Origin of the sequence: Brevundimonas mediterranea (assembly GCF_011064825.1) — a bacterium.
Lineage (GTDB): Bacteria > Pseudomonadota > Alphaproteobacteria > Caulobacterales > Caulobacteraceae > Brevundimonas > Brevundimonas mediterranea_A.
The window spans coordinates 1,743,060-1,767,877 of the sequence record NZ_CP048751.1; the positions used below are offsets into that span (position 1 = coordinate 1,743,060).

21 protein-coding genes are annotated in these 24,818 nt (G+C 62.6%); 5 read left to right on the plus strand and 16 right to left on the minus strand.

Annotation, left to right across the window (positions count from 1 at the left end; translation table 11 throughout):
- Nucleotides 1–211 precede the first annotated feature (211 nt).
- Nucleotides 212–1,561 carry a phosphoglucosamine mutase gene (glmM, locus tag GYM46_RS08510; protein WP_008261345.1) on the minus strand — a complete coding sequence of 450 codons (1,350 nt, stop codon included), beginning with the start codon at nucleotides 1,559–1,561 and terminating at the stop codon, nucleotides 212–214.
- 178 nt (nucleotides 1,562–1,739) lie between these two features.
- Between glmM and glmS the strand changes: the two genes are divergently transcribed.
- Nucleotides 1,740–3,554 (plus strand): glutamine--fructose-6-phosphate transaminase (isomerizing), encoded by a 1,815-nt coding sequence (glmS, locus tag GYM46_RS08515; RefSeq protein ID WP_008262839.1) that lies wholly within the window; start codon nucleotides 1,740–1,742, stop codon nucleotides 3,552–3,554.
- Here glmS and GYM46_RS08520 read toward each other — a convergent pair.
- From GYM46_RS08520 to GYM46_RS08555, 8 genes are all read right to left on the minus strand, one after another.
- Nucleotides 3,515–4,144, minus strand: coding sequence for a Crp/Fnr family transcriptional regulator (locus GYM46_RS08520; RefSeq protein ID WP_008263853.1), 630 nt, complete (start codon nucleotides 4,142–4,144; stop codon nucleotides 3,515–3,517). The genes glmS and GYM46_RS08520 overlap by 40 nt on opposite strands.
- A 105-nt stretch (nucleotides 4,145–4,249) precedes the next feature.
- On the minus strand, nucleotides 4,250–5,017 hold the full coding sequence (locus tag GYM46_RS08525; RefSeq protein ID WP_008260381.1) for a Crp/Fnr family transcriptional regulator: 768 nt from the start codon (nucleotides 5,015–5,017) through the stop codon (nucleotides 4,250–4,252).
- Complete coding sequence (locus tag GYM46_RS08530; protein WP_008263959.1) at nucleotides 5,014–5,277, minus strand: DUF6894 family protein; 264 nt, start codon at nucleotides 5,275–5,277, stop codon at nucleotides 5,014–5,016. The genes GYM46_RS08525 and GYM46_RS08530 overlap by 4 nt, the downstream gene beginning before the upstream one ends.
- A 55-nt stretch (nucleotides 5,278–5,332) precedes the next feature.
- Nucleotides 5,333–6,019, minus strand: coding sequence for a class I SAM-dependent methyltransferase (locus GYM46_RS08535; RefSeq protein WP_156796484.1), 687 nt, complete (start codon nucleotides 6,017–6,019; stop codon nucleotides 5,333–5,335).
- A 37-nt stretch (nucleotides 6,020–6,056) separates the two neighbouring features.
- Complete coding sequence (locus GYM46_RS08540; RefSeq protein ID WP_008259911.1) at nucleotides 6,057–7,556, minus strand: phosphomannomutase/phosphoglucomutase; 1,500 nt, start codon at nucleotides 7,554–7,556, stop codon at nucleotides 6,057–6,059.
- Between the two features lie 77 nt (nucleotides 7,557–7,633).
- Nucleotides 7,634–8,719: a glycosyltransferase family 4 protein gene (locus GYM46_RS08545; protein WP_008258828.1), complete on the minus strand. Its 1,086-nt coding sequence runs from the start codon at nucleotides 8,717–8,719 to the stop codon at nucleotides 7,634–7,636.
- Between the two features lie 100 nt (nucleotides 8,720–8,819).
- On the minus strand, nucleotides 8,820–11,039 hold the full coding sequence (locus GYM46_RS08550) for an AGE family epimerase/isomerase (RefSeq protein ID WP_244304217.1): 2,220 nt from the start codon (nucleotides 11,037–11,039) through the stop codon (nucleotides 8,820–8,822).
- Between the two features lie 128 nt (nucleotides 11,040–11,167).
- Entirely contained in the window at nucleotides 11,168–11,629 is a 462-nt protein-coding gene (locus tag GYM46_RS08555; RefSeq protein WP_035305865.1) for an Lrp/AsnC ligand binding domain-containing protein, read from the minus strand.
- Nucleotides 11,630–11,738: 109 nt separating this feature from the next.
- Here GYM46_RS08555 and putA point away from each other — a divergent pair, with 109 nt between their 5' ends.
- Together putA and GYM46_RS08565 are read left to right on the plus strand one after the other, a co-directional pair.
- On the plus strand, nucleotides 11,739–14,870 hold the full coding sequence (putA, locus tag GYM46_RS08560) for a bifunctional proline dehydrogenase/L-glutamate gamma-semialdehyde dehydrogenase PutA (protein ID WP_154725867.1): 3,132 nt from the start codon (nucleotides 11,739–11,741) through the stop codon (nucleotides 14,868–14,870).
- 71 nt (nucleotides 14,871–14,941) lie between these two features.
- Nucleotides 14,942–16,252, plus strand: coding sequence for a glycosyltransferase family 4 protein (locus GYM46_RS08565; RefSeq protein ID WP_154725868.1), 1,311 nt, complete (start codon nucleotides 14,942–14,944; stop codon nucleotides 16,250–16,252).
- Here GYM46_RS08565 and GYM46_RS08570 read toward each other — a convergent pair.
- The 6 genes from GYM46_RS08570 to GYM46_RS08595 all read right to left on the minus strand — a co-directional run bounded on the left by GYM46_RS08570 (nucleotide 16,234) and on the right by GYM46_RS08595 (nucleotide 22,425).
- Nucleotides 16,234–17,118 (minus strand): NAD-dependent epimerase/dehydratase family protein, encoded by an 885-nt coding sequence (locus GYM46_RS08570; protein WP_164952640.1) that lies wholly within the window; start codon nucleotides 17,116–17,118, stop codon nucleotides 16,234–16,236. The genes GYM46_RS08565 and GYM46_RS08570 overlap by 19 nt on opposite strands.
- A gap of 1 nt (nucleotide 17,119) precedes the next feature.
- Entirely contained in the window at nucleotides 17,120–18,184 is a 1,065-nt protein-coding gene (gene rfbG, locus GYM46_RS08575) for a CDP-glucose 4,6-dehydratase (protein WP_164952641.1), read from the minus strand.
- A 42-nt stretch (nucleotides 18,185–18,226) separates the two neighbouring features.
- The gene (locus tag GYM46_RS08580) at nucleotides 18,227–19,192 is read right to left on the minus strand and encodes a hypothetical protein (RefSeq protein ID WP_154725871.1); all 966 of its coding nucleotides are present in this window, start codon (nucleotides 19,190–19,192) and stop codon (nucleotides 18,227–18,229) included.
- A 30-nt stretch (nucleotides 19,193–19,222) separates the two neighbouring features.
- Nucleotides 19,223–20,923 (minus strand): glycosyltransferase, encoded by a 1,701-nt coding sequence (locus GYM46_RS08585; RefSeq protein WP_154725872.1) that lies wholly within the window; start codon nucleotides 20,921–20,923, stop codon nucleotides 19,223–19,225.
- A gap of 62 nt (nucleotides 20,924–20,985) precedes the next feature.
- Nucleotides 20,986–21,762 (minus strand): glucose-1-phosphate cytidylyltransferase, encoded by a 777-nt coding sequence (rfbF, locus tag GYM46_RS08590; RefSeq protein WP_154725873.1) that lies wholly within the window; start codon nucleotides 21,760–21,762, stop codon nucleotides 20,986–20,988.
- Nucleotides 21,763–21,858: 96 nt separating this feature from the next.
- The gene (locus GYM46_RS08595) at nucleotides 21,859–22,425 is read right to left on the minus strand and encodes an NUDIX domain-containing protein (RefSeq protein ID WP_154725874.1); all 567 of its coding nucleotides are present in this window, start codon (nucleotides 22,423–22,425) and stop codon (nucleotides 21,859–21,861) included.
- A gap of 81 nt (nucleotides 22,426–22,506) precedes the next feature.
- Here GYM46_RS08595 and GYM46_RS08600 point away from each other — a divergent pair, with 81 nt between their 5' ends.
- A complete protein-coding gene (locus tag GYM46_RS08600; protein WP_154725875.1) occupies nucleotides 22,507–23,397 on the plus strand; it encodes an FkbM family methyltransferase in 891 nt (296 codons plus the stop codon).
- A gap of 22 nt (nucleotides 23,398–23,419) precedes the next feature.
- Here the strand turns inward: GYM46_RS08600 and GYM46_RS08605 are convergent, their stop codons facing one another.
- A complete protein-coding gene (locus GYM46_RS08605) occupies nucleotides 23,420–23,674 on the minus strand; it encodes a hypothetical protein (protein WP_154725876.1) in 255 nt (84 codons plus the stop codon).
- Nucleotides 23,675–23,934: 260 nt separating this feature from the next.
- On the opposite strand from GYM46_RS08605, the gene GYM46_RS08610 reads away from it, so the two are divergent.
- On the plus strand, nucleotides 23,935–24,762 hold the full coding sequence (locus GYM46_RS08610; protein ID WP_154725877.1) for an FkbM family methyltransferase: 828 nt from the start codon (nucleotides 23,935–23,937) through the stop codon (nucleotides 24,760–24,762).
- Nucleotides 24,763–24,818 lie beyond the last annotated feature (56 nt).

Consider the following 24,818-nt stretch of genomic DNA (forward strand, 5'->3'; position numbering starts at 1 on the left):
AATGGAGCCCCGAGAGCCGCAGGCCGCAAGTGAAATTGCAGACAGGCTCGATCCCAACGGGGAGGACAGGCGATCGCGTCAGCGAGCGTCAGGCGGGGGGCGACTCGGTGTCTGAAGCTGAGCCGGTCATCACCGCCGTCGGAGTCGCCCCCCTCCTGGTTGCTGCGCGACCTGTCCTCCCCACGCGCCTGCGCGCGCGGGGAGGTGAAGATCATCCCGCCGCCTTCACCGCCGCCGAAACCTCGGACACCACCCGTTTCACCAGGGCGGCGTCGTCGCCTTCCGCCATGACGCGGATCAGCTTTTCCGTGCCCGAGGGGCGGACCAGCAGCCGCCCCTGGCCGTTCAGGGTCGCCTCGGCCTCGGCGATGGCGGTCTTGACCGTGTCGCTCTCCAGCGGCTTGCCGGCGGTGTAACGGACATTCTCCAGCCGCTGCGGCACCGGGTCGAACTGGCGGGCCAGTTCGCTCATCGGCTTGCCGGAGTCCACCAGAACGGCCAGCACCTGCAGCGCCGCCATCAGGCCGTCGCCGGTGGTGGCGTGGTCGTGCAGGATGATATGGCCCGACTGTTCGCCGCCGATGTTGAACCCGCCTTCGCGCATCCGCTCCATCACATAGCGGTCGCCGACCTTGGTCCGCTCCAGCGTCAGGCCCTCGGCCTTCAGCCGGCGCTCCAGCCCCAGGTTGGACATGACGGTGGCCACCACGCCGCCGCCGGTCAGCAGGCCGCGTCTGGCCCAGTCCAGCCCGACGAGGGCCATGATCTGGTCCCCGTCCACCACCTGACCCTTTTCGTCGCAGATGATCAGCCGGTCGGCGTCCCCGTCCAGGGCGATGCCGATGTCGGCGCGGTAGCGTTTGACCGCCTCGACCAGGGTCGCCGGATGGGTCGAGCCGCATTCGGCGTTGATATTGGTTCCGTTCGGGGTCACGCCGACGGGGAAGACCTCGGCGCCCAGTTCGAACAGGGTGGTGGGCGCGACCTTGTAGCCGGCGCCATTGGCGCAATCGACGGCGATCCTCAGGCCTTGCAGCGTCAGGCGTTTCGGGAAGGCCTGTTTGGCGATCTCGATATAGCGGGCCTGGGCGTCGTCGATCCGCTTGACCCGGCCCAGCCTGTTCGACGGCGCCAGCCCCTGGTCCAAGCCATCGTCCATCAGGGCCTCGATCTTCAGCTCGATCTCGTCCGACAGCTTGTAGCCGTCCGGGCCGAACAGCTTGATCCCGTTGTCGGCGTAGTCGTTGTGCGAGGCTGAAATCATCACCCCCAGGTCGGCGCGCATCGACCGGGTCAGCATGGCCACCCCCGGCGTCGGCACGGGACCGAAGGTCCGCACGTCCATCCCCACCGAGGCGAAACCGGCGACCAGGGCGGGCTCGATCGTATAGCCGGACAGGCGGGTGTCCTTGCCGATCACCACCAGATGACGGCGGTCATCCCCGGTGCGGAACAGTTTGCCCGCCGCCAGGCCGACGCGCAGCGCGACCTCGGCTGTCATCGGATAGGTGTTGGCGCGCCCGCGAATGCCGTCGGTGCCGAAATATTTCCTGTCGCCCACGGGCTGGTCCTTCGTCTGGCGGCTTCCGAACAGGAAACCTTCCGAAACCCCTTTTTAGGTGCGGTCCGTCCTAAGATTGCATAGACGGCCGGTGGGGGCTGGTGCGTGGCTTAGCCCCGGATCGCCGTCTGTGCAAAGCGGCGCCCTTCTGTTTCCCTCTTCCTCGGAGTTCCTGCGCATGTGCGGCATCATCGGCGTCACCGGCAATGGACCTGTCGTTCCCCGGCTGATCGACAGTCTGAAACGGCTGGAATACCGCGGTTATGACTCGGCCGGGGTCGCCGCCATGGTGGACGGCGCGGTCGAACGCCGCCGCGCCAAGGGCAAGATCCGTAATCTGGAAGCCGTCCTGGCCGAACAGCCGCTGACGGCCTCGGTCGGCATCGGCCACACCCGCTGGGCCACTCACGGCGCCCCGACCACGGCCAACGCCCACCCGCACAAGGCCGGGCGCGTCACCCTGGTCCACAACGGCATCATCGAGAATTTCGCCGAGCTGAAGGCCGAACTGGCCGCCGAGGGCCATGTCTTTGAAAGCCAGACCGACACCGAGGTCATCGCCCATCTGCTGGACGCCGAGCTGAACACGGGCCGGGCGCCGCTGGAGGCCTTCAAGGTCACGCTGGACCGGCTGACCGGCGCCTATGCCCTGGCCGTGCTGATCGACGGCCAGGACGATCTGATCCTGGGCGCCCGTCGTGGCAGCCCCCTGGTCGTCGGCTGGGGCGAGGACGAGATGTATCTGGGCTCGGACGCCCTGGCCGTCGGCCCCTTCACCCAGAAGATCAGTTATCTGGAAGAGGGCGACTATGTCGCCGTGACCCGCAGCGGCGCCCAGATGTTCGATGTGACCGGCTCTCCGGTCGAACGGGCGGTGGTCCAGGTCTCGGCCTCTTCGGCGATGGTCGAGAAGGGCGAATATCGCCACTTCATGGAAAAGGAGATCCATGAACAGCCCGACAGCGTCCAGCACACCCTGTCGGAATATCTGGACCTGGTGACGGGTAAGGCCAAGCCTCAGGCCGTGGACTTCGCCGCCCTCGACCGGATCCAGATCGTGGCCTGCGGCACGGCCTTCTACGCCGGCCAGATCGCCCGTTACGCCTTCGAGAAGCTGGCGGGCCTGCCGTGCGACGTCGAGATCGCGTCCGAGTTCCGCTATCGCTCGCCGGCGGTGTCGCCAAGGACCCTGGCGGTCGCCGTCAGCCAGTCGGGCGAGACGGCCGACACCCTGGCCAGCCTGACCTGGTGCAAGGCCCAGGGGCTGAAGACGGCGGCGGTGGTCAATGTCCATTCCTCGTCCATGGCGCGCGAGGCCGAGGTGCTGTGGCCGACCCACGCCGGGCCCGAGATCGGCGTCGCCTCGACCAAGGCCTTCACCGCCCAGGTCGCGGCCCTGCTGGCCCTGGCCGTGGCGGCCGGGGTGGCGCGCGGCCGGATCGACGCTGCGACCGAGGGGGAACTGGTCAAGGCCCTGTTCGAAAGCCCGCGCCTGATCGCCGACGCCCTGCGCATGGGCGACAGCATCCGCGCCGTGGTCCAGGACCTGGCCAAGGCCGACGACGTCCTGTTCCTGGGCCGGGGGGCCATGTTCCCCCTCGCCATGGAAGGGGCGCTGAAGCTGAAGGAGATCAGCTATATCCACGCCGAGGGCTATGCCGCCGGCGAGCTGAAGCACGGTCCCATCGCCCTGATCGACGAGGAGACCCCGACCATCGCCCTGGCTCCGCTGGACGATGTGTTCGAAAAGACCGCCTCGAACCTGCAGGAGGTCGCCGCCCGCGGCGGCCCGGTCATCATGATCACGCCGGAAAGGGCTCCGGATCTGCACGGCGCCGGCATCCGCCGCATCCACGCCCCGGACTGCCACCCCCTGATCGCGCCCCTGGTCTACGCCGTGCCGGTCCAGCTGTTGGCCTATTACACCGCCGTCCAGAAAGGCACCGACGTCGATCAGCCCCGCAACCTGGCCAAGTCCGTCACGGTGGAGTGAGGGGCCTGTTCGCCGACCGAGCCCGCCGCCGCCCTTTGCAGGGCGGCCATGTCGGACAGCAGTATGGCCGCCCGTCGCACCCGGATCGCCCCGGTCGCCCGAAGCTCGCCTGCCGCGGTGGAAATTCCGGCCCGGCGTACGGCCAGAAGATCGGCGAGGTCGCTCTGGCGCAATGTGACCTCGGTCGCGCCGCCGAGAGCGTGGATGTCGAGCAGGAGGCCGGCCAGGCGTTCCGTCACCCGGCCATGCGCGTGACGCGTCACCTCGGCCCGGGCTGTTTCCATCCGACGGCGCATATCCGCCAGGGCGGTCTCGATCAGGGTGTCGCGATCAATCGCCTCGATGAGGCCGTCGGCTGAAATCACGACCTGGCGACCGCGCGTCAGCCACAGAGCGCTCTCGTCCGGTCCCGTTCCCAATGCGGCGTCGAAGTTCAGCAGGTCGCCGGGACCGACGAGGCCGAGGCAGACGGGATCCCTCGCTCCCTGCCGCGCCGCCACGCCTTCCAGAACCAGGGTCACAAGCGATCGACCCGCCTGCAGTGACTGGCTGCGGGCGCCGGGAAAGACGGGGTCTTCGCCCGGTTCCATCCCTTGGATCGCCAGTTGGGAGAGGAGTGCGCGCGCGAGATTCGGTCGGAGCATGGGCCGATCAATCGCGAAGCGGAGCCGCGCGCGATAACATGGGTTAAGCCGTCACACCGGCTCGTTCTGAAGGCGCAGATAGGTGGCGTCGAATTCCGCGATCTCGGCCAGCCGGCGCCAGTCCAGGATCTCCACCTGTCGGCCGCTCCAGTTGACCACCCCCTCGCCGCGCAGCTCGGTGATGAGACGGCTGACGTGAACGGTTGAAAGGCCCAGGGCGTCGCCCAGGGTCGCCTGGGTGAGGGGCAGGTCGAAACGCATTCCGTCGACCTTTCCGCTGGTCTTTCCCGTTGTTTGGCCGACCGCCTGAAGACGCAGATAGAGTTCGCACACCAGATGGGCCAGATGGCCCAGGCCGCTGCGACGCCCCATGGCCACCAGCCACTGGCGATGGATGGCGGCGTCGATGATGGTGTCCAGCCATAGAAGCCGCGTCAGGTGCGGATGGCGCTCGGTCAGGCGGATCAGCTTGGCGTGGGGGGCGGAGGCGACGACACAGTCGGTCAGGGCCACGACCCCATGATCCATCTGTTTCATCAGCAGACTATGCAGGTCGATGAAATCGCCCGGCACATTGATCTCCGTGATCTGGCGCGCGCCGTCCGCCAGACTGCTGTAGCGGGCCGAAAAGCCGGAGATCAGAAGCGTGCTGTGCAGGGGATGGGAATGTTCCTTGACGATGTCCGCGCCGCTGCGAATCTCGCGCGGCGGATCGAGCACATCCTTCAGGGCCTCGATCTCGTCCGGCGCGACCTGATCGCGCAGCGAGAGTTTCTCGACCAGGGTGGTGATCCTGGAGGGGGGCGAGACGATGGTCATTCACCGGTCTCCTGCAAGGTCCAACCTTCCGGCGCCGCGTCCGAGGCCCGGGCGGTGACGCTGACTACCGTGCGGCCGTCGGCATCGGTCACGATCACGCTAAACGACGCCGTTTCCCAAAATGCCGCACCGCGGTAGCGCAGAATCTCCCCAAGGACGGTGACCGCCTCTTCGCGGGCGGCTTCGACATCGGGCAGATCCTCGCCCTGGTCATCGCGAATACAGTCGCCGTTTTCGGTGTGGAAATAGAAATGCGGCAATCGGGCCTCCAGCAGCAGGTCTGCAGGAAGCGGTCGTCAAGCCGATTGGTTCAGATCACGCTGCGCGATCAAGGACAAAGGCCAGATCCTGGCTGCGCCACATGACGAGATAGCCGTCATCGTAGAGCGGGGTGGGAAAGTCGTAAGGCGAGATCTGGAGATTTAGAGGTCTGGACGATCCCGCCACATTTTCCGGAAGTTCGATGTTTGGAACCGGATCGCTATTGGAGGTGACCATTACATAGTCCGCGCCGGAGCGGACCATGTTCGCGACCGCGCTCCACACATCTCGCTCCAGCAGATGGTTCACCAGGTCCTTGGAGAAAATGAGGTCGGCGCGGGCCGGAATTTCGCGCGTGATGTCGAGGACGCGGAAGGCATAGCCGGGAAAGGCCCGTCGATTGGCGGCGATCAGGGCGTCGACGATATCGTACCCGATATAGTCGATCTTTGGATTTTGCTTGAGGAACGTCGGCATCCAGTTGAGATCGCCACAAGGCAGGTCGGCGACGGATTGAATGTCATAGACGCTGACGACCTGCGCTAGGGCGATAAGCGCTTGCCGAACGGAGCCTGAATCCCGTGTTGACCCGGGACCTGACGCGGACTCCGACGACTTCCAGGTCTTGCCGCGATAGACGTGGGTAAAGCGAGCTTTCAGGTCGCGATGCCTCTTTGGCCGCTTGCCTATGCCTAGCAGCTTTCGAGTACGGCTGCGTAGGCGCTTCAGAAATAGAGCCATGCTTGTGCTCGCCACGGTTGAAATCGGCCGGCTGGCGTCAGATTTCCTGGTTGAAGGCGCCGATTTCGGGATAGGCGGCGAGGCGGGGCTTGATCTCCTTGCGGAACAGGTCGCGCATGTCGTCCTCGGATCGCATGCTCTCGACCACCACGACCAGTTCGGGCTTGTTCGAAGAGGCGCGGACCAGGACCCAGGAACCATCCTCCAGGTGCACCCGGACGCCGTTCACGGTGATGGCCTCCAGGATCTTGCGACCCAGGATTTCGCCGCCGGAGGCCGCAAGGTCGGAATATTCCTTCACGATCCGCTCCAGCACCCCGTACTTCAGCTCGTCGTCGCAATGGGGCGACATGGTCAGGCTGGTCCAGGCGTCGGGCAGGGCGGCTTTCAGTTCACTGAGCTTCTTGCCCGGATTCCGGTCCAGCATGGCCAGGACCGCGCCGGCGGCCACCAGGCCGTCGTCGTAGCCGTGGCCCAGGTCTCCGGCCATGAAGAAGTGGCCCGACTTCTCGAACCCCGCCAGGGCGCCCAGTTCGGCGGTCTTGCGCTTGATGTAGGAGTGGCCCGTCTTCCAGTAGACCACCTCGGCGCCATTGGCCTTGAGGATCTCGTCGGTCTTGTAGAGGCCGGTCGACTTCACATCGACCACGAAGGTGCTGTCCGGATAGACCTTGGACAGGTCGCGGGCCAGCATCAGGCCGATCTTGTCGGCAAAGATCTCCTCGCCCGTGTCGTCAACCACCCCGCAGCGATCACCGTCGCCGTCGAAGCCCAGGGCCAGGTCGGCGCCGGTCTCGCGCACCCGCTGGGCCATCTGCACCAGCATGGCGTGATCTTCCGGGTTCGGATTGTACTTGGGGAAGGTGTAGTCGAGGTCGGTGTCCATCTCGATCACCTCGACGCCCATCCGACGCAGGGCGTCCGGGGCGAAGGCGCCGGCGGTGCCGTTGCCGCAGGCGCAGACCACCTTCAGCGGCCGCTTGATCTGCACCTTGGAGGCGACGTCGGCCACATAGGTCTCGCGGAAGTCCCCGACACGGACCAGTTTCCCGCCCGGCCGGGCCACGCCCTCGCCGTTCAGCACGATGTCTTTCAGCCGGGCCATTTCCTCGGGCCCGAAGGTCAGGGGCTTGTTCGCCCCCATCTTGACCCCGGTCCAGCCGTTCTCGTTGTGGCTGGCCGTGACCATGGCCACGCAGGGGGCGTCCAGTTCGAACTGACCGAAATAGGCCATGGGCGACAGGGCCAGGCCGACGTCCAGAACCTCCATCCCGCCTTCCAGAAGGCCCAGGATCAGGGCCTGTTTGACGCTGAGGCTGTAGCTGCGGAAATCATGGCCGGTGACGATCCTGGGCGCGACGCCGATTTCGTGGACATAGGTGGCCAGGGCCAGGCCGAGCGCCTGAACGCCGAGGAGATTGATCTCCTTCTCCAGGATCCAGCGCGCGTCGTATTCCCGAAACCCGGTCGGCTTGACCAAGGCCTCAGTCTCATAGGCGGCCGTGTTCGGCTTCAGGTCTTGGCGGGGCTTGAGCATGGGGCCTCGGTGTAGGGAACGTCTGGTTCAGGGGCGTTGCGCTGGTCGGCGGTTTGGAGCCGACCCGAACGACATCGTCAGGCGGCCGCGCGCTTGCGGATGCGGGCGATGCGGCGCAGGCGGCGCCAGAAACGGCCGCGTTCCGGTTCGGGGTAGGGCTGCAGGTTCTCGACGAACTGATCCGCCGAGGCGCGCCAGCTGAACTTCTCCGCATAGGCGCGGACGACCTTGCGGTCGAGTTCGAGGCATTTCAGGCAGGCGGTCTTCAGGTCCTCGTCGATCGCGCCGGCGTTCGAGCCGGGGATGATGTCGATGGGGCCATGGGCCGGATAGGCGGCGACGGGGGTTCCGGCGGCCATGGCCTCCAGGATCACCAGGCCGAAGGTGTCGGTCCAGCTGGGGAAGACGAAGACGTCGGCGTCGCGGAAACAGCGAGCCAGTTCGTCGCCGAACCGTGCGCCCAGGAATTTGGCCTCGGGATATTTTTCCTGAAGCTCCGCGCGGGCCGGGCCGTCCCCGACGATGATCTTGGTGCCCGGCAGGTCCAGCTCGAGGAAGGCCTCGATGTTCTTTTCCACCGCAACCCGGCCGACGTTCAGGAAGAAGGGCCGGGGCCAGTCTTTCCCCCCCATCTGGTCGTAGATGCGCTCCAGATGGGGGTGGAACATCTCGGTGTCCACGCCACGCGACCAGGGGGAGACGTTCTTGAACCCATGCTCGACCAGTTCGTCGCGCAGGGTCGGGGTCGCCACCATCAGCCGGCCCGACGGCTTGTGGAACCATTTCATATAGGCGTAGCCGACCTGGACCGGGATCGGGAACCGGGCGGAGACATATTCGGGGAATTTGGTGTGGTAGCTGGTCGTGAACGGCAGCTTCCATTCCACGCAGATGCGGCGCGTGGCGATGCCGATCGGACCCTCGGTGGCGATATGCACGGCCTCGGGTTCGAACGCCCGCAGCATCTCGCGGATTTCTTCCTCCGCGCCCAGAGCCAGCCGGATTTCCGGATAGGTCGGGCAGGGGATGGTCTTGAACAGGCTGGGTTCGATGACCTCGACCTCGTGACCCATGCCGCGGCATTCCGCGACGGTGCGGGTCAGGGTGCGGACGACGCCGTTGACCTGAGGTTCCCAGGCGTCGGTGGCCAGAACGATGCGCATGGAGGCGGGCGGACCCTGAGCCGTTGAGTAAGGGCGGAACTTCTAGACGGTTCGGATGACGAAGGCGAGACGGTCGTGGGTGTTTGAGTAGGGGAGACCCCTATGAGAGGCGAAGGGCCGGGATCCTGTCGGGCTCCAGCGTGCCCAGGGTCTCTCTCGTCTGAACATAGGCGGCCATGATGTGGTAAAAGGAGCTGGCCGGTGCGGGCTCGTCGATGAATTTGCCCCCTTCCAGCATCTTGTCATGCCAGAGGCCCTGCGGCGTCAGATAGCGCCATAGCGCCCTCTGGGCTCTGGCGGCCTGTTCGAGGCAAAGAGCGCGCCGGCCGTCGTCGCTGAGCGAGGCCAGGATGAGGGAGGCCTTCAACCATTCTGTCTGGGGCCAGAGGCGCGCGCGCGGGCTTCTTACGCCGCCGTCGATGTTCATGGCGTCGATGGCGATGCCGCGTTTGAGGTCGACGCCCTTGAGGCCCGCTTCATAGAGCCGCCAGGCGTCGGCGAGGACGGCCGGGTCTGCGCGTTTTCGGCCGTACCGCGCCATCAGCCAGGCCCATTCGAACTGGTGTCCCGGTTCCACCAGCCGCCCATCGTCGCCCGAAGCGGGGGTCCAATCCTGCTGGAAGAATTCACGCAAGCAACCGGTGTCCGGGTCGATGAAGCGGGCGCGCGCCAGGGTGACGATGCGGTCGGCGAGCGCGGCCCAGGCCTGGTCTCCGCCGGTCTCTTCCCAGGCCAGCGCCGCTTCTAGAAGATGCATGTGGGCGTTGGACTGATAGGGATGGCCGCCGTGTTCCGTCAGTCCCCCCTGGCTGTCCGCGCGTTCCAGCAGAAGGTCGCGCACCGCTGCGGCTTCGACTTCGAGCTGCGGAGCGTGGGTCGCATCGGCGACACAGGCCAGGGCGAAGATCAGGAAGGCCTGATCATAGACCGTCGCGGTTTCGTCGAGGGGAGAACCGTCCGCCGCCAGCAGGGTCCGCATCTGGCCGTCAGGTCGAAGATAGGCGGCCCGCAGACGATCCAGGCCGGTGGCGACCACCGCCTTCCAGGGACCTCGCCAGCCTTGGCGCCCCGCTTCGGCATAGACCTGCAGCTGGCGCGCCTGGACCCGGGCCCGCCGTGATGTGGCGACGTGGCGTCCGTCCAGTGCGACCACCTCTTCGAAGCCGCCCGTCGAATCCTGACCCAGGCTGGACCAGACAGGAAGGGCAGCCTGTCGGAGCCAGGTCGTCAGCCGTGCAGCGCCAGCGTCGAGGGTTTCCGGAGCATTGGCGCGGGGGAAGTCGAGATGCTGGGGCGACAGTTTGCGCAACCGCTCCACCACCTTTTTCACGTCCTGGCTCTTGCGGAGGTCGGTCACCAACACTGCGTCGCGTTCAACGATGATGCCGATGTCCTTGAGGCCGATGGCCGCGACCATCACCCCGTCGCAGGCTCGAACCAGGCAGCCTTCCGAATCTTCCAGGATGTGCAACCCCACGCTGCCTTCGCCCGACGCATGAACCGAATCCCAGGCGCCGAGATCCGACCATTCGAAACGAACCGGCAGAACCGAGGCGCGGCTTGTCTTCTCCATGACGGCATAGTCGATGGAAATCTTGGGAGCTGAGGTGAAGCCGGACCCAAGCAGGACATAGGGGCCGTCGATCTCGGCCTGATCCAGTGCGGTACGGACCGCTTCTCCAACGGCGGCGGCCCGATCCAGGATCTCGCGAACGAGCACGTCGGCGCGGACGATGAAATTGCCGCTGTTCCAAAGATAGCCTTCGGAAATATACCGTCGAGCGGTCGCTTGATCCGGCTTCTCGACGAAGGCGGAGACTTCCGACAGAGCTGGGCCGGAGGGGGCGATATAGCCATAGGCCGACGAGGGCTCTGTCGGAACCACGCCCAGGGTGACGATACGCCCGTCCACTGCCGCAGAAACAGCCTCTTTCACCGACCGGCGAAACGCTTCGTCGTCAGGAATGTGGTGGTCCGACGCCACGAACAGATTGACGGCGTCGGGCGCACGGCGACGGGTCCAGAGCGCGGCGGCGGCCATGGCGGCGGCCGAGTCACGCCCTTCAGGTTCGAGCAGGATGACGGCGCTGGCCCCGATCTGCTCCAATTGCTCCAGGATCGTCTTTCTGTGCGAGACGCCGCCGACCACGACCAACTCGCCGGAGCCGTCTGTCAGGTCGATCACGCGAGCGACCGTCTCCTGAAACAGCGAACGATTTCCAGCGAGTGGAATGAACTGCTTGGGGCGTGACGGTCGCGACGCAGGCCACAGGCGCGTTCCTGAACCGCCGCACATGATAACCGGGTAGATTGTCGCCATGATCAACGCCGTGAACTGTCAGGGAGCCCCCCCTATTAGGGGCGCCGCGTCGCGTCGTCACCTTCTTTGCCGACCCGAAGTTGCGATAGGCTAGGGCTGAGTCACGGGGGTGACGCGTAATCACCAGGTTACAACGGCAGCACCGTCGTCGACTTCACCTCCTCCAGCACCGCATAGGTCCGGGTCTCGCGCACCCCCGGCATCCGCACCAGGACGTCGCCGAGGAAGGCGCGATAGGCGTCCATGTCGCCGACCCGGGCCTTGATCAGATAGTCGAAGCCGCCGGCGACCATATGGCATTCCAGCACCTCGGGCTGGCTGCGGACGGCGGCGGCGAAGGCTTCGAAGACGTCGCCGGTGGTGCGGTCCAGTAGGACCTCGACGAAGATCAGCAGGTCGCGGCCGACCTTGGCGGGGTCGATCATGGCGGCGTAGCCGGTGATGATCTTCTTTTCGCGCAGGCGCCGGACCCGTTCGAAACAGGCGGCGGGCGACAGGTTGCACTGCCGCGCCAGCTCGGCGTTGGACAGCCGGCCGTCGGTTTGCAGCACGCGCAGAATGCGACGGTCGACGGCGTCTATATCGATCATCGGAAATCAGGACCCCAAACCGAACGATCTTCGGCCTGATCTCGTATCATACGAAGCACCTTCAATGAACTCCGGCCTATACGGCGGAAATCCACAGGATTTGTCGCCGATGACCACCCCCGCCTTCACGCCTTCGAGCCTGGCCGCCTGGGACGGTCTGGACGCGCATAAGTTCCGCGATGAGCGTGAAGCCGTCGCCGCCAACCTGGCCCGCATGCCACTGGACGCCGCTGAGCGCGCCGCCGTGGTCGCGGAAGCCACCGCCCTGGTCGAACACGCCCGCCGCAGTCAGAAGAAACAGGGGGTGGTGGAAAGCTTCCTGCAGCAGTTCAGCCTTGGCACCCGCGAGGGTCTGGCCTTGATGTGCCTCGCCGAAGCCCTGCTGCGCGTGCCGGACGAGGAAACCCGCGACCGTCTGATCGCCGAGAAGATCGGCTCGGCCGATTGGGCCAGCCATCTGGGCCAGTCCGACAGCCTGTTCGTCAACGCCTCGACCTGGGGCCTGATGCTGACCGGCAAGCTGGTCGATGTGGACGACGAGGCGCGCAGCGACCTGCCCGGCTTCCTGAAGCGGATCGCCGGGCGACTGGGCGAGCCGGTCATCCGCCAGGCGGTGGCCACAGCCGTCAAGATCATGGGCGAACAGTTCGTCGTCGGCCGCACCATCCAGGGCGCGCTGAAGCGGTCGAACAAGGAAGGCTGGCTGTGCAGCTTCGACATGCTGGGCGAGGGCGCCCGCACCGTCGCCGACGCTGACCGCTACGAGAAGATCTACGCCGACGCCATCGAGGCCGTCGGCAAGACGTCGAAAGGCCAAGGCCCCGAGCACGGTCACGGCGTGTCGGTGAAACTGTCGGCCCTGTCACCCCGCTATGAGGCGACGCACGAGGACGACGTGTGGGCGACCCTGTATCCCCGTATCCTGCGCCTGGCCCAGATCGCGGCAAAGTACGACATCAACTATACGATGGACGCCGAAGAGGCGGACCGTCTGGCCCTGTCGCTGAAACTGCTGGACCGGCTGGCGCACGAGCCCAGCCTGGGCGGCTGGACCGGCCTGGGTCTGGCGGTTCAGGCCTATCAGAAGCGTGGGCTGGAAACGATCGAACGGGTCGCCGACCTGGCCCGTCGTTCGGGTCGTCGGCTTATGGTGCGGCTGGTCAAGGGTGCCTATTGGGACACCGAAATCAAGCGCGCCCAGGTGTTCGGTCGCACCGACTATCCGGTCTTCACCACCAAGGCGGCGACCGACCTGAACTATCTCGTCTGCGCCAGGGCCATGATCGAGGCCTCGCCGGCGATCTACAGCCAGTTCGCCAGTCACAACGCCCACACCCTGGCCGCCGTGCGCCGCATGGCCCGCGACCGAGGCGTCACGGTCGAACACCAACGCCTGCACGGCATGGGCGAAGCCCTGTACGACGCGGCGCAAGAGGCCTGGTCGGACGAGACCGTCATCGTGCGCGCCTACGCCCCCGTGGGAGGGCACGAGGAACTTCTGCCCTATCTTGTTCGGCGCCTGTTGGAAAACGGGGCCAACTCCTCCTTCGTCCACGCCTTGCTGGACGAGCGCGTGCCCGCCTCGGCCGTCGCGGCCGATCCCATCTCCTTGGTCGAGCAGGCGCCCGACCGTCACCCCAAGATTCCGGTTCCCAAAGACATGTACGGCGATCGTCAGAACTCCCTCGGCCGCGATTATTCGCAAGCCGCCGACCGAGACGCCCACGCCCGCGCGCTGGAGGGGGTCGACCGTGAGAAGCTGACGTCCGGCCCGATCATCGGCGGCAAGCTGCGCGCCGGAATCGACGCTCAGGCAGTAGCCAATCCGTTCGACCGGTCGCAGGTGCTGGGCCATGTCTCGGAAGCCGAGACGACCGACATCGACGCCGCCGTCGAAGCCGCAGCCAACGCCCAGGTTCAATGGGACCGTCAAGGCGGCGCCAAACGCGCCGTCGTCCTGCGCGCCATGGCCGATGCGCTGGAGGCCGATCTGGACCGTCTGGTCGCCCTGCTCAGCCGCGAGGCGGGCAAGACCCTGAACGACGGCGTCGCCGAGGTGCGTGAGGCCGCCGACTTCTGCCGCTACTACGCTGTGCTGGCCGAACGTGATTTCACCGCCCCCGAAACCCTGAAGGGTCCGACAGGCGAAACCAACCAGCTGTTCCTGCACGGACGCGGCGTCTTCGCCTGCATCAGCCCGTGGAACTTCCCCCTGGCCATCTTCACCGGCCAGATCGCCGCCGCCCTGGCCGCCGGCAATGCGGTTTTGGCCAAGCCGGCCGAACAGACCCCCCTGATCGCCGCCGAGGCCGTGCGCCTGTATCAAAAGGCCGGTCTGAACCCGGACCTGCTTGCCCTGGTTCCCGGACGCGGCGAGACGGTCGGCGTAGCCCTGGTCACCCACCCCGGAATCGACGGCGTGGCCTTCACCGGCGGCACCGACACGGCCGCGGCCATCAACCGCTCGATAGCCGCCCGCCCCGCCGCCATCATCCCCTTCATCGCCGAGACCGGCGGCCTGAACGGCATGTTCATCGACACCACGGCGCTGAAGGAACAGGTGATCGACGATGTGATCCAGTCCGCCTTCGGCTCGGCCGGCCAGCGCTGCTCGGCCCTGCGCGTCCTCTATGTGCCCAAGGATTCGGCTGACGCCCTGATCGAGGGCCTGAAGGGCGCGCTGGCGGTCCAGACCGTCGGCGATCCCGCCGATCCAAAGACCGACATCGGCCCCGTCATCGACCCGGAATCCCGCCGCGCCTTGGAAACTCACGTCGAGCGCCTGTCGAAGGAGGCGAAGATCATCGCCCGCGCCGGCCTGCCGCTGCGCGCCGAAAAAGGCGATCTGTTCGCCCCCACCATCGCCGAAATCCCCACGCCCGACTTCCTGGAACGCGAGGTGTTCGGGCCGATCCTGCATATCTATCGCTACAACTCGGCCGATCTAAAAACCGTCGCCGGCAAGCTCGCCGCCCGCGGCTACGGCCTGACGCTTGGCGTCCACAGCCGGATCGAAGCCTTCGCCACCGAAGTGATCGACCTGGTTCCGGCCGGCAATGTCTACGTCAACCGCTCGATCACGGGCGCCGTCGTCGGCGTGCAGCCGTTCGGAGGGGAGGGCCTGTCGGGCACGGGGCCGAAGGCCGGCGGACCTAACAGCCTGATCCGCTACGCGGCCGAAAAGGCGATCAGCGTTAACATCGCCGCGCAGGGCGGGGATCCGGCGCTGTTGAACCTGTAGCACTCGTTATTTAGCAAGGTGGCGCGCCCGGCGGTTCTGGCAGGTTGCGGTAAATAGTCTAAGGAAGACGAATGAAGCGCATCTGTATCGACGGCTACAATCTCTCACTGTCCAGAGGGACTGGGATCGCCACCTACGGGAGAAATTTGCTGATCAATGCACGTGAACTCGGTTACGGCACCGAGGTTCTCTATGGGCCTGCAGCCCCGCGAAATCGCAGCAATGTTCTGAACGAGGCTGCGCTTGTCGACGCGGAGCGACCGCCCAGGAAGTTGAGCCGCAAGGAAAAGATCAGCCGCTTCAAGGGCGCGCTAACCTCCAGGTTTGGCCGGGTTGCGCATTCGATACAGCCCTCGGGTGAAGTGATCTGGCCGTCACGCGGCGGAGGGCGCCCGGCGGCGGATCGCTTCTGGGCTGCTCCGGAATTATTTGCCCACGCCAGTCGTAGTTTGCAAGTCTATGGCGCGACGACGCCCGTCGTGTTTGAGGGTTCGTCCGAAGTCCCGCCGCCTGACGTGATGCACTGGACGGCTCCCTTGCCTGTCTACTCGAAGAAGACGGCAAATATTTATACCTTCCATGATCTCATACCCCTGAGATTGCCTCATACAACCTTAGACGACAAAAGCGTCTTCATGGCCTTGTGTGAGAACGCCATAAAGAGAGCGGATCATATTGCAGTTGTTTCCGAGACTACGCGTCAGGATGTCATGAGAATATTGAATGTGCCAGAAGACCGGGTCACCAACACCTACCAGTCCGTCTCTCTGCCGAAATCTTTGATTGAACGCCTCGAACGCGACGTTGTTATGGAGCTGGAAGGAATATTCGATCTAGGATGGAAAGAATATTTTCTTTATTTTGGCGCTATTGAACCCAAGAAAAATTTGGGGCGGATTATTGAAGCCTATTTGAGTTCCGGCGTGAAAACGCCCCTGATCATCATCGGGGGACGGGCCTGGCTCGATGAAGGCGAAACGGCGCTTCTCAATCAAGTCAAACGTGACGGCGGTCCGAACGCTGATCGTATCCGCCAGTATGAGTTCATGAGTTTTCCTATGCTGGTCAGCCTGATCAGGGGGGCGAAGGCGGTTTTGTTCCCCTCCCTGTACGAGGGATTCGGCCTTCCGGTGCTGGAAGCCATGCGCTTGTCGACGGCTGCGCTGACATCCACCGGCGGGGCTCTGCCCGAAGTCGCGGGGGATGCCGCATTGATTGTGGACCCCTATGATGTGCCCAGCATCACGCGCGGCATCCAGGCGCTCGATGCCGATGAAGCGCTTCGCACAGAACTAGTCGCCAAGGGGCTTCTGCAGGCCGCACGCTTCACACCGGAAGCATATCAGCAACGGCTGAGCGAGCTTTACGCCAAGGTGCTCTGACCCTGAAGAATGGCTGCGACGCCCGTCCGGAAATGAATGTTCGGCTTCCAACCCGGCAAGCGGTCATAAGGCGGCGCGAACCGCATGATTTCCCTCGGACGATAGGGCAGCGTTGGCATGACTTCGGGTAAGGCGAGACCAGCCGCCTGGGCGACGATCCCCGGAACATCGCGCAAGATCAGCACCTCGTCGCCATAGACAGTGAATATGTTCGAGTCGCTGTCCGACCAGGCGGAATCAGAGAACAAGGCGGTACGGACGGCCTCGACCGCGTCATCGACATGGAGGAAGCATATTTCTTGCTCCCCCTTGCTCATGGTCATTGCTTCGCCCGACTGGATGCTTCGTATCAAGGCCGGAAGGAATCTTTGATGGGCTTGGCCGGGGCCGTACACGTCATAGAAGCAGAGGGAACATACCTCCAGAAGTTCGGCTTGGTGAAAGAAGGTTAGGAGATCTTCAGTCGCGCGTTTCGTCGCCGCATAAAAGGTTTGGGGGGAATACTCGTCTGGACGGGAGAAGGTCGAGAAGGTTGAGATATTGACGAAGCGTTTGACTTTCGCCTCGATGCAAGCGTTCACGAAATGCATCGGAAACGTCACATTGGAGGCGACCAGGGCATCGACGTCCGCCGGCGAATGTCCTTTCCGAACATCTGCCGCCAGGTGCACGGCGTAATCCGGCCGCCAAGCCAGCAGATCGCGGGCCAGTCCCTGCGATTCCCCTTCATAGAGGATCCGAGCCGGGCCGGCCTCTGTGACGCCGGAGCTGCGGGAAATTACCGCCACCTCATGTCCGGCCGCCATCAACGCCGACGTCAGGCGTGCGCCGACATAGCCCGTGCCTCCGCTGATGACGATCCGCATCTCAGATGTCCTTGAGCAAATTGGCGACGTATCCGGCGGAGTAGGCGAACATGTCTTCTCCCTTAGCCTGGCGATCATACCATTCCGCCGTGTCCTTGAGGGATTGGTTTAGCGACTGGCTGGTGCGCCAGCCGAGTCGTTCGTTGGCCTTGGCGGGGTCGATTAACAACAGGCCTGCTTCCTTACCGAATGTGGCCTTGGCGTCGACGATGACCGAGCCCCGGCCAAGGGCCGCGACCATGGAGTCGCAGATTTCCTGAACCGTGCGGGTCTCGCCCGATGCGAAGTTCCAGGAGCCCCGATACCGGCCAGCATCGGTGTCGAGAGCGGCCGCCAACTGCATATAGCCGACCAGAATATCGAGTACATAGGTCCAGGGGCGCACAGCTTCCGGCATTCGAATCGTCACCGAACCGCCGTTCAGTAGATCGCGCATGCAGTCGGGGACCAGGCGATTCGGCGACCAGTCTCCTCCGCCGAACACATTGCCTGCCCGCCCCGAAGCGATCGCTGCGTCGGCCGAGTTGAAATAGGATGTCTGGTATGAGTGATAGATCAGCTCTGCGGCGCCCTTTGAGGCCGAGTAAGGATCGTCGCCCCCCATTTCCTCATCCTCGCCGTAGGGCTCGAGGCGTTCTTTATTCTTATAGCATTTGTCGCTGGTCACAATCACGGAAGTGACTGCTGAATCCGAGGTACGCACCAACTCACAGGCGTTCGCCACACCGATGACATTGGTCGTCACCGTGTCCAGAGGGTCGCGATAGGAGACCGAGACGATGGCCTGGGCAGCCAGATGGAAGAGAAAGTCCGGACGCGTCTCATCGATGACCTCGCGATAGGTTTCGATGGACCGGACATCTCCGATGGCGGACGCGGGATTGACGAGATGCGAACTGACCTTCAGCGCGTAATAGGCGTGCAGGTCGTTTTCCGGCTCCGAAATGGACAGACCGGCAACCTCGGCTCCCATCTGGCGCAGCATGAACACCAGCCAGGATCCCTTGAAGCCCGTATGGCCAGTTACGAGCACGCGTTTGCCGCGGAAAACTTGGGTCAGTGACACGGATGAATCCTTTTGAGGTGCAATCGAGGAAGGCCCTCGGGCCTAATCAAACGCAGGGCGCGTGGTAACGGTCAGCCCGAACGAGGTGCAGACGGCTCCGCCGAGCATCAGCTTCAGATGGAGAGATTCCGATCCCCAGACTTCCTGCAGATCCGTCGACATATTGCCAGCATAAGGCGGGGTGTCGATGAAGCAGTCGAGAGGGCCATCTCCAGCCTTGAAGTTCAGGGGCGCCACATAGTGACCCGCTGCGATCAGCTGCTTGGCGATGAACTTGACGTCGCCTCGCCGCATACGTTTTGCGCCGGCGCCGGCGCCCTTGCTGGTTAGGTCGAGATCGAAGATGAAGACCCCGGTTCCTCCGGGGCGGAGACGGTCTATGGCGGCCAAAACCTCCTGGCGCGCCGCCGATGCGTCGCCAAGTTGGTTCAAATGGTCGATCGACCAGACGACGTCGAACACCCCCAATTCGGTGGGAAGCCCGCCGATCACGCCCGATGCGGCAGAGACGGCCTCGTCGAATTGAGCGCCTGAGATCAGCTCATGCCTGTGCGCCATATTGCGCAGGCCCTCGGCGTTGATAGCTGCCGGATCCGTCGTCTTCAGTAACACGGTGCTTTTCACACCGCGCGCCGCAAGATAGCTGAGCAGGGGGTTGCGTTGCTCGCCGAGCACCAGAGCCCTTACGCCTTGTCCGATCCCCTTGTTGTCGCGAAGAGACTGGAGAACATAGGCGAATTCCCAAGCCTGCCGGTGGAAGCGAAAGGGTTCTCCCAGTTCGCGCAACCAGTAGCGCGCCCAGGCCGACGACAGGTCGTCTTGTGTGACGGTCTTGCTGGTGAGCGACAGGGTCGAGGATCGCCACCGAACCGGCGGCAGAGTCGCAGCCGCCGAACGAGCCGTTCTGTATGCGGACTGTTTCGCAGCGAAGACGGACCAGTCCTGCGGCGACCACTCCGTCGCAGCCGGCTTTCGAAATTTGCGGCGGATATTGTCGATCAGTTTCATCAGAGAACCTTGGATGACGACACTTGGATGCTACTCCGGCGAGGCCATCTTGGGGCGCTTGGTCACACCGAGTTCCTTGGCGATCTCGGACAGCAGAACATTCCCGTCATCACTGACGCGCCCCGCATGCGCCGTGTAGGCGGAATCGGCGTCATGCCAGGAGCAAGCGAAATGGTGGCACAGGCTGGTGCGCTCTGTGTAGGCGTTCAGCGAGAAGAGTTTGTCTCCGTTAGCCTTGGGCGCCAAGGGGGAGAAGTAATCCTGGGGATAAATCTTCACGCCGGCATGAATGACCGGGTCGTCCAGGTGGGGTGACGTCCCCATCCCTCCGACGTGATGTCCTTTTTCGAAGAAGTAGAGCGCTGTCAATTGCGGCGCCCAAAGGTAGAACGCCTTTTTTCGCCAAGCCTTTATAGGGCCCATGCCTTCGTAAACCGAGCACATGTATTCGGCGATCTTGGCGTTGGGTTTAGTAGCCATGGAGTGCGCCGTGTACCAACCGCCCTCCTTTTCATCTATGCCGATGAAGGCATCGAACTTGTCTGCGACTTCGAGTTCCTCGATCAAGTCTCGAATTTGATGTCCATCAGTTACCTCGACGTCGGCGTCGAGATACATGCCGCCGTGTTCCTTCAGGACCCACCAGCGGAAATAATCGGTCAGGAAGGCATGGTCTTTCGCTGTGTAAAGCTCTTTGACATAGTCGTTGATGTCGATCGGCAGGTTGCTGGCGTTCCAAAGCTTAATTTCAAAATCGGGAAGCTGGTCGGCCCAAGTCTGAAGGTAGCCTTGGAATCGATCGGGCTTCCCGTCAAAGCCGAAATAGATTCTGTGAAGGATTTTTAGGTTTGGGCGCGAGTTTTTGACTGCTGAAGACGGTACTTTCTGTGTGATCTCGATAGGTTCACCAGGCGATATTTTGCCGATCACTTCCGGAGCGGACGGCGTTCCCATACCCGACCGCGCCTTAAGCATATCGACGTACTCGTGATACAGCATCGGATCCTTGCGATGCCGTTCACGTTCTTCACCGCTCATCTCAACATTTAGGTTGGCGAAGAGGTGATAGACGCAGGTGTTCTCGGTATGGCGTAAGGTGTCGCCGTCGAGAGTGAACTTGGGAGAGAAATACTCCTGTGGATAGACCTTGACCCGCCCCGCGACTGTGGGCGAATCCAACTGTGTCATCATGCCCTTGGTTTTTATGACGCCCTTTTCCAAGAAATAAAGCGACATGAGTTGGGGGCCGATAAGACCGCGCATCTCTCTCCAGTGCCACATAGGGCCGGAAAGGGTAGTCTCGTACATGTTGACCATGAAGTTCACCAGCTCGCTGTTCGGCTTGGCGATAACGGTCTGGGCGGTCGGGTGCCCGTTGTAATAGTCCTCGACGCCGACGGCGGCGTCATATTCGTCCGAAGCGAAGACGTCCTCGATTAACTGATGCAGTCGTGCGCCGTCGAGGATTTCGCAGTCTGCGTCCAGATACATGCCGCCGAAGCGCTGCAACGCCTTCCAGCGATAATACTCGCTCAGAAAAACCGGAGAGTTTGCTGCGGCGGCGCGCCGAACCCATTCGTTTTCGTCGAGATCAACGTTGGTGCCGTTCCAATGCATGACGCGATAGTTCGGCATTTCTCTGGACCATGTGTCGAGATAACGGCCGAACGGATCCGCATAGGGCGGCATGTCGTCAAAATAGACGCGGTGGAGAATGCGCGGGTTTTGCACTGCCAGGAACTCCTAGGCGTCAGCTTTTAAGGCGTTTATAACGGGACGAGGATGGGGTGAAACTACCACTGTTTCCAAGGCGCGGCGCCCGAAGCCCACAGTTCTTCCAAGCGCGACTTGTCCCGAACCGTGTCCATGGGCTGCCAGAACCCCTCGTGCAGAACGACGCCCAGCTGACCGTCGCGGGCGAGGCCTTCCATGGCGCCCTGTTCCCAAACCGCTGTCGTGTCGTTTTCGATGTAGTCGCCGACTTTCGGCGACAGCACGAAGAAGCCGCAGTTGATCCAGCCACCGTCGCCGGCCGGCTTTTCACGGAAACCGCGCACCATATCGCCTTCCAGTTCCAGGGAACCAAAACGGCCTGGCGGTTGTGCGCCGGTCACGGTGGCCAGTCGGTCGGACTTTTCGTGAGCTTCGATCCCAGCGGCGATATCGACATCGCCGACGCCATCGCCATAGGTCATGCAGAAATAATCATCACCTGCGACATAGGGCAGGATGCGTTTGATGCGGCCGCCGGTCATCGTCAGTTCGCCGGTATCAACCAAAGTAATTTTCCAAGGCTCTGCTGCGGCGTTGTGCACCTCCCTCGAATTATTCTTTAAATCGATTGTTACGTCAGACCGGTGCAGGAAATAGTTGTTAAAATACTCCTTGATCACATAGCCTTTGTAGCCAAGGCAGATAACGAACTCCGTGATTCCGTGGGCACTGTACATCTTCATGATGTGCCACAGGACAGGCATTCCCCCGATCTCGACCATCGGTTTGGGGCGTGTGCCAGTCTCTTCTGCGAGGCGCGTGCCTAAGCCGCCGGCAAGAATTACCGCTTTGGTCATACGATCCCCTATGTGTGTCGGCCCCGATAGCGGTGCAGATAGCTGAGCCAAGCATGAACCGCAATAAGGCAACCCGCTTGTTAACCGAGCAATTATTTATTTGAACAGCTCTGGACGCTTCAGCATGAGGGCTTGAGCGGCAATCAGGGTTTTTCCATCTTCCAACGTGCCAGAAACTGCGAGGCGACCTAAAAAACTCAACGTCAATTCGTGAACGACTATCTGTTCATTCTCTTCCTCGATGCCTCCGCCTGCGGCTATGCGATCCTGTGTCGCGTAAGGGGCGAGGAAGATGGCGACCCGCTCTGTGGACAGGCCGGGCATGGTCCATAGTTTGACTACCAACTCGAGTTCGCCGAGCTGAAGGCCAGCTTCCTCAAGTGCTTCTCTTCGTGCTGCGGCTTCATATGACTCTTCATCATCAACCATGCCTGCGGGCAATTCCAGAAGATGCGCTCCCTGTTCTGCCAAGAGAACGGCCGGGCGAGGCATCGATACAAGAATGCAGGTCTTTCTGTCCTCGTCGTATGGCAAGACTGCAGAAGACACACCGTGGTGTTCGACAGTGCGCCGCCAAGTGCTTTCGTCCGGATGTCGTACGACGATTTCGTCCAGGCTGCTCCAGCCTTTGATGATCGGACTGCGCCGGATGACTTTGCTCATGGGGGTGAACCTAGCTCTGGATTCCATTAGCGCACAGCCCTAAACGATGCCGTGGCTGCCTTTTGCGGCATAGGCTAATCGTTGGAACGGAAAGAGAAAACGTTGTTTAAGCGTCGTGAGCATGTTCCCGCGAAATTTTCGCACGAACTCCCGCTTCTGAGTTTGGATGAAATTGTCGGACTCGATCGCTATCAATTCGAGCGCCGCGCGCGTGCGCGCGCTGCGAGTGCGTATCTCGGAGATGGCGTCGTCCTGTGCCGCGTCATGGGCCGTTACAAGCTCTATGTGTCGGGCCGAGATGTGGGTTTCGGAGCCCATGTTGTTATGGACGGGATATGGGAGCCTTGGATTCCTGCGTTTATGGGGCGTCAAATCAAGTCGGGCATGCATGTCGCCGATGTCGGTGCAAACCATGGCTATTATACCGTCTTGATGGCGGAACTTGTCGGTCCTGCCGGCCGGGTCCTTGCGGTGGAGCCGCATCCGGAGACCTGCCAGCTCCTGAGGAAGTCAGTTGACGTCAACGGCTATGCCGGTCGAACCGATGTGGTCGAATGCGCGGTCGGAGAATTTGCGGGAGAGACATTGACGCTTTTCGTGCCAGAGAACGAGCCCAAGAACGCCCATGTTTTGCACGAGGCGAGGGAGGGGGCGCTGAGCATCAGGAGTGAGCGTCTGGGAGACTTGCTCGCAGGCTGGCCCAAGATCGACTTCATAAAGATTGACGTGGAGGGGGCCGAAGAGGCAGCACTTTCTGGCGCGGCGCAGCTAATCGAGCGGGATCGGCCGATGTTGCTGCTTGAATACAACATTTATCGCTGCCGAAATCCGGAAGGACTTCTATCGTGGTTGATCGCGCTTTATGGCGATCTGGAGGAACTGGATCTGACTGGCACCCTGAGGCCGGTTTCCCGGAGCGATCTTCTGGATCGCGCCCATACTGAGGACTGGATGCTTTACTGCAGCCGTTGATGGGGCGCTGTCTCGTCAAAGCCTAGACCAGATGATCGAATTCAGCTCTCAGGACCTGGTCTTTGAAATCCTGCAGAGTCGTGCCGTCCGACAGTCCGAAGCGTTCGAGCTTCGTGAACTGCGTCTTGATGGCTTCCAAGTCTGCGTTGCCGTCACGTCTCGCGATGAACCAGTCGAAGTAGTCGAGCCCGCATTCTTGGTAGGTCGATCCGAGTTGAGCCAGGATGATGCGTTTCGCCCGAACGAGGGCCGAGAATTCTGGTGTAGGCGCTGTCATTGGGTGTGGGAACACTACGGCTTTGAAAATGAGAGCGGGCGAGGAGTAAAGCGCCCTTAGCGTATCTTATCGAGGCTTGCGCCTGGACCTCGCCGATGACGAGGTTCGAAGCTCAATCGTCCGGGTTATATAGGACAGGCAGGGTGGGGCGAAAGAGTGGATGGGCGTGAAGAGCAAGCGTTCTTTCTTATTCCCAACGAATTTCAGTGCTGAGTGTCTCAGTCCTTCTAATGTGAAGCGTTAGGGTCTTCGGGGGTTTTATGGATCGGCAGTATTTTTATCTTGGACGAAATAGGGCGCTTACCCGACTAAAGACGGGGCAGCCCTTCTTTGTCGATACGGCGGACTCAGCTATTACGCCATGGATCGTAATGCATGGGGTCTGGGAAACATTCGCCGACGACATCGTCAGTTCCTACGTCAAGCCGGGGATGACGATCATCGATGTTGGCGCGAACGTAGGATACTACACCGTCAAATGGGGCGACATGGTCGGTTCCCAAGGGCGGGTGCTGGCGGTTGAAGCCAATCCTGCCACTGCACGTCTGCTCCGCGAAAATGTCGCTTTGAACGGTCTTGCCGGCCGGTGCGAGGTTCATGTGGTCGCGGCGGGCGTCCAAGAAGGGACGGCGACGCTGCGGGTGCCGATGTGGAACGGGGGAGGAGCTTCCTTCATAAGGGACGTTGGGCGTCAAGACGTGGCGGACATTGAGGTCGCCGTCATGCCGCTCGATCGGCTGTTTCCCGATCTGAAGAATGTGGATCTGATCAAGATCGATGTCGAAGGCGTTGAGCCGGAAGTGCTTTCGGGCGCGCGCCGTATTATCGAAGCCAGTCCGAAATGCGCATTTCACATCGAGGTGCATGCTTTCTGGGAAAGCCAATACGGATCAGTCAAGGCTGTGCTTGAGCCAATATCCCTGAATAGATCGATTTTTTTAATGAAGCCGAACGGAACCATCGCTCCGGTGGCGATAGACGACATCGCAGACTACGCAGCGGTTCAGCCTGGTGGAATTGCTGATGTCTTCATCTGTCCTGCGCACGAAGATTACATATGGCGTGTCTCGTCCTACATGGATCGATAATTGTCGTCGTCACGAAATGTCGTCCATATCCCAACCATCATCACGCCCGTGTTTCT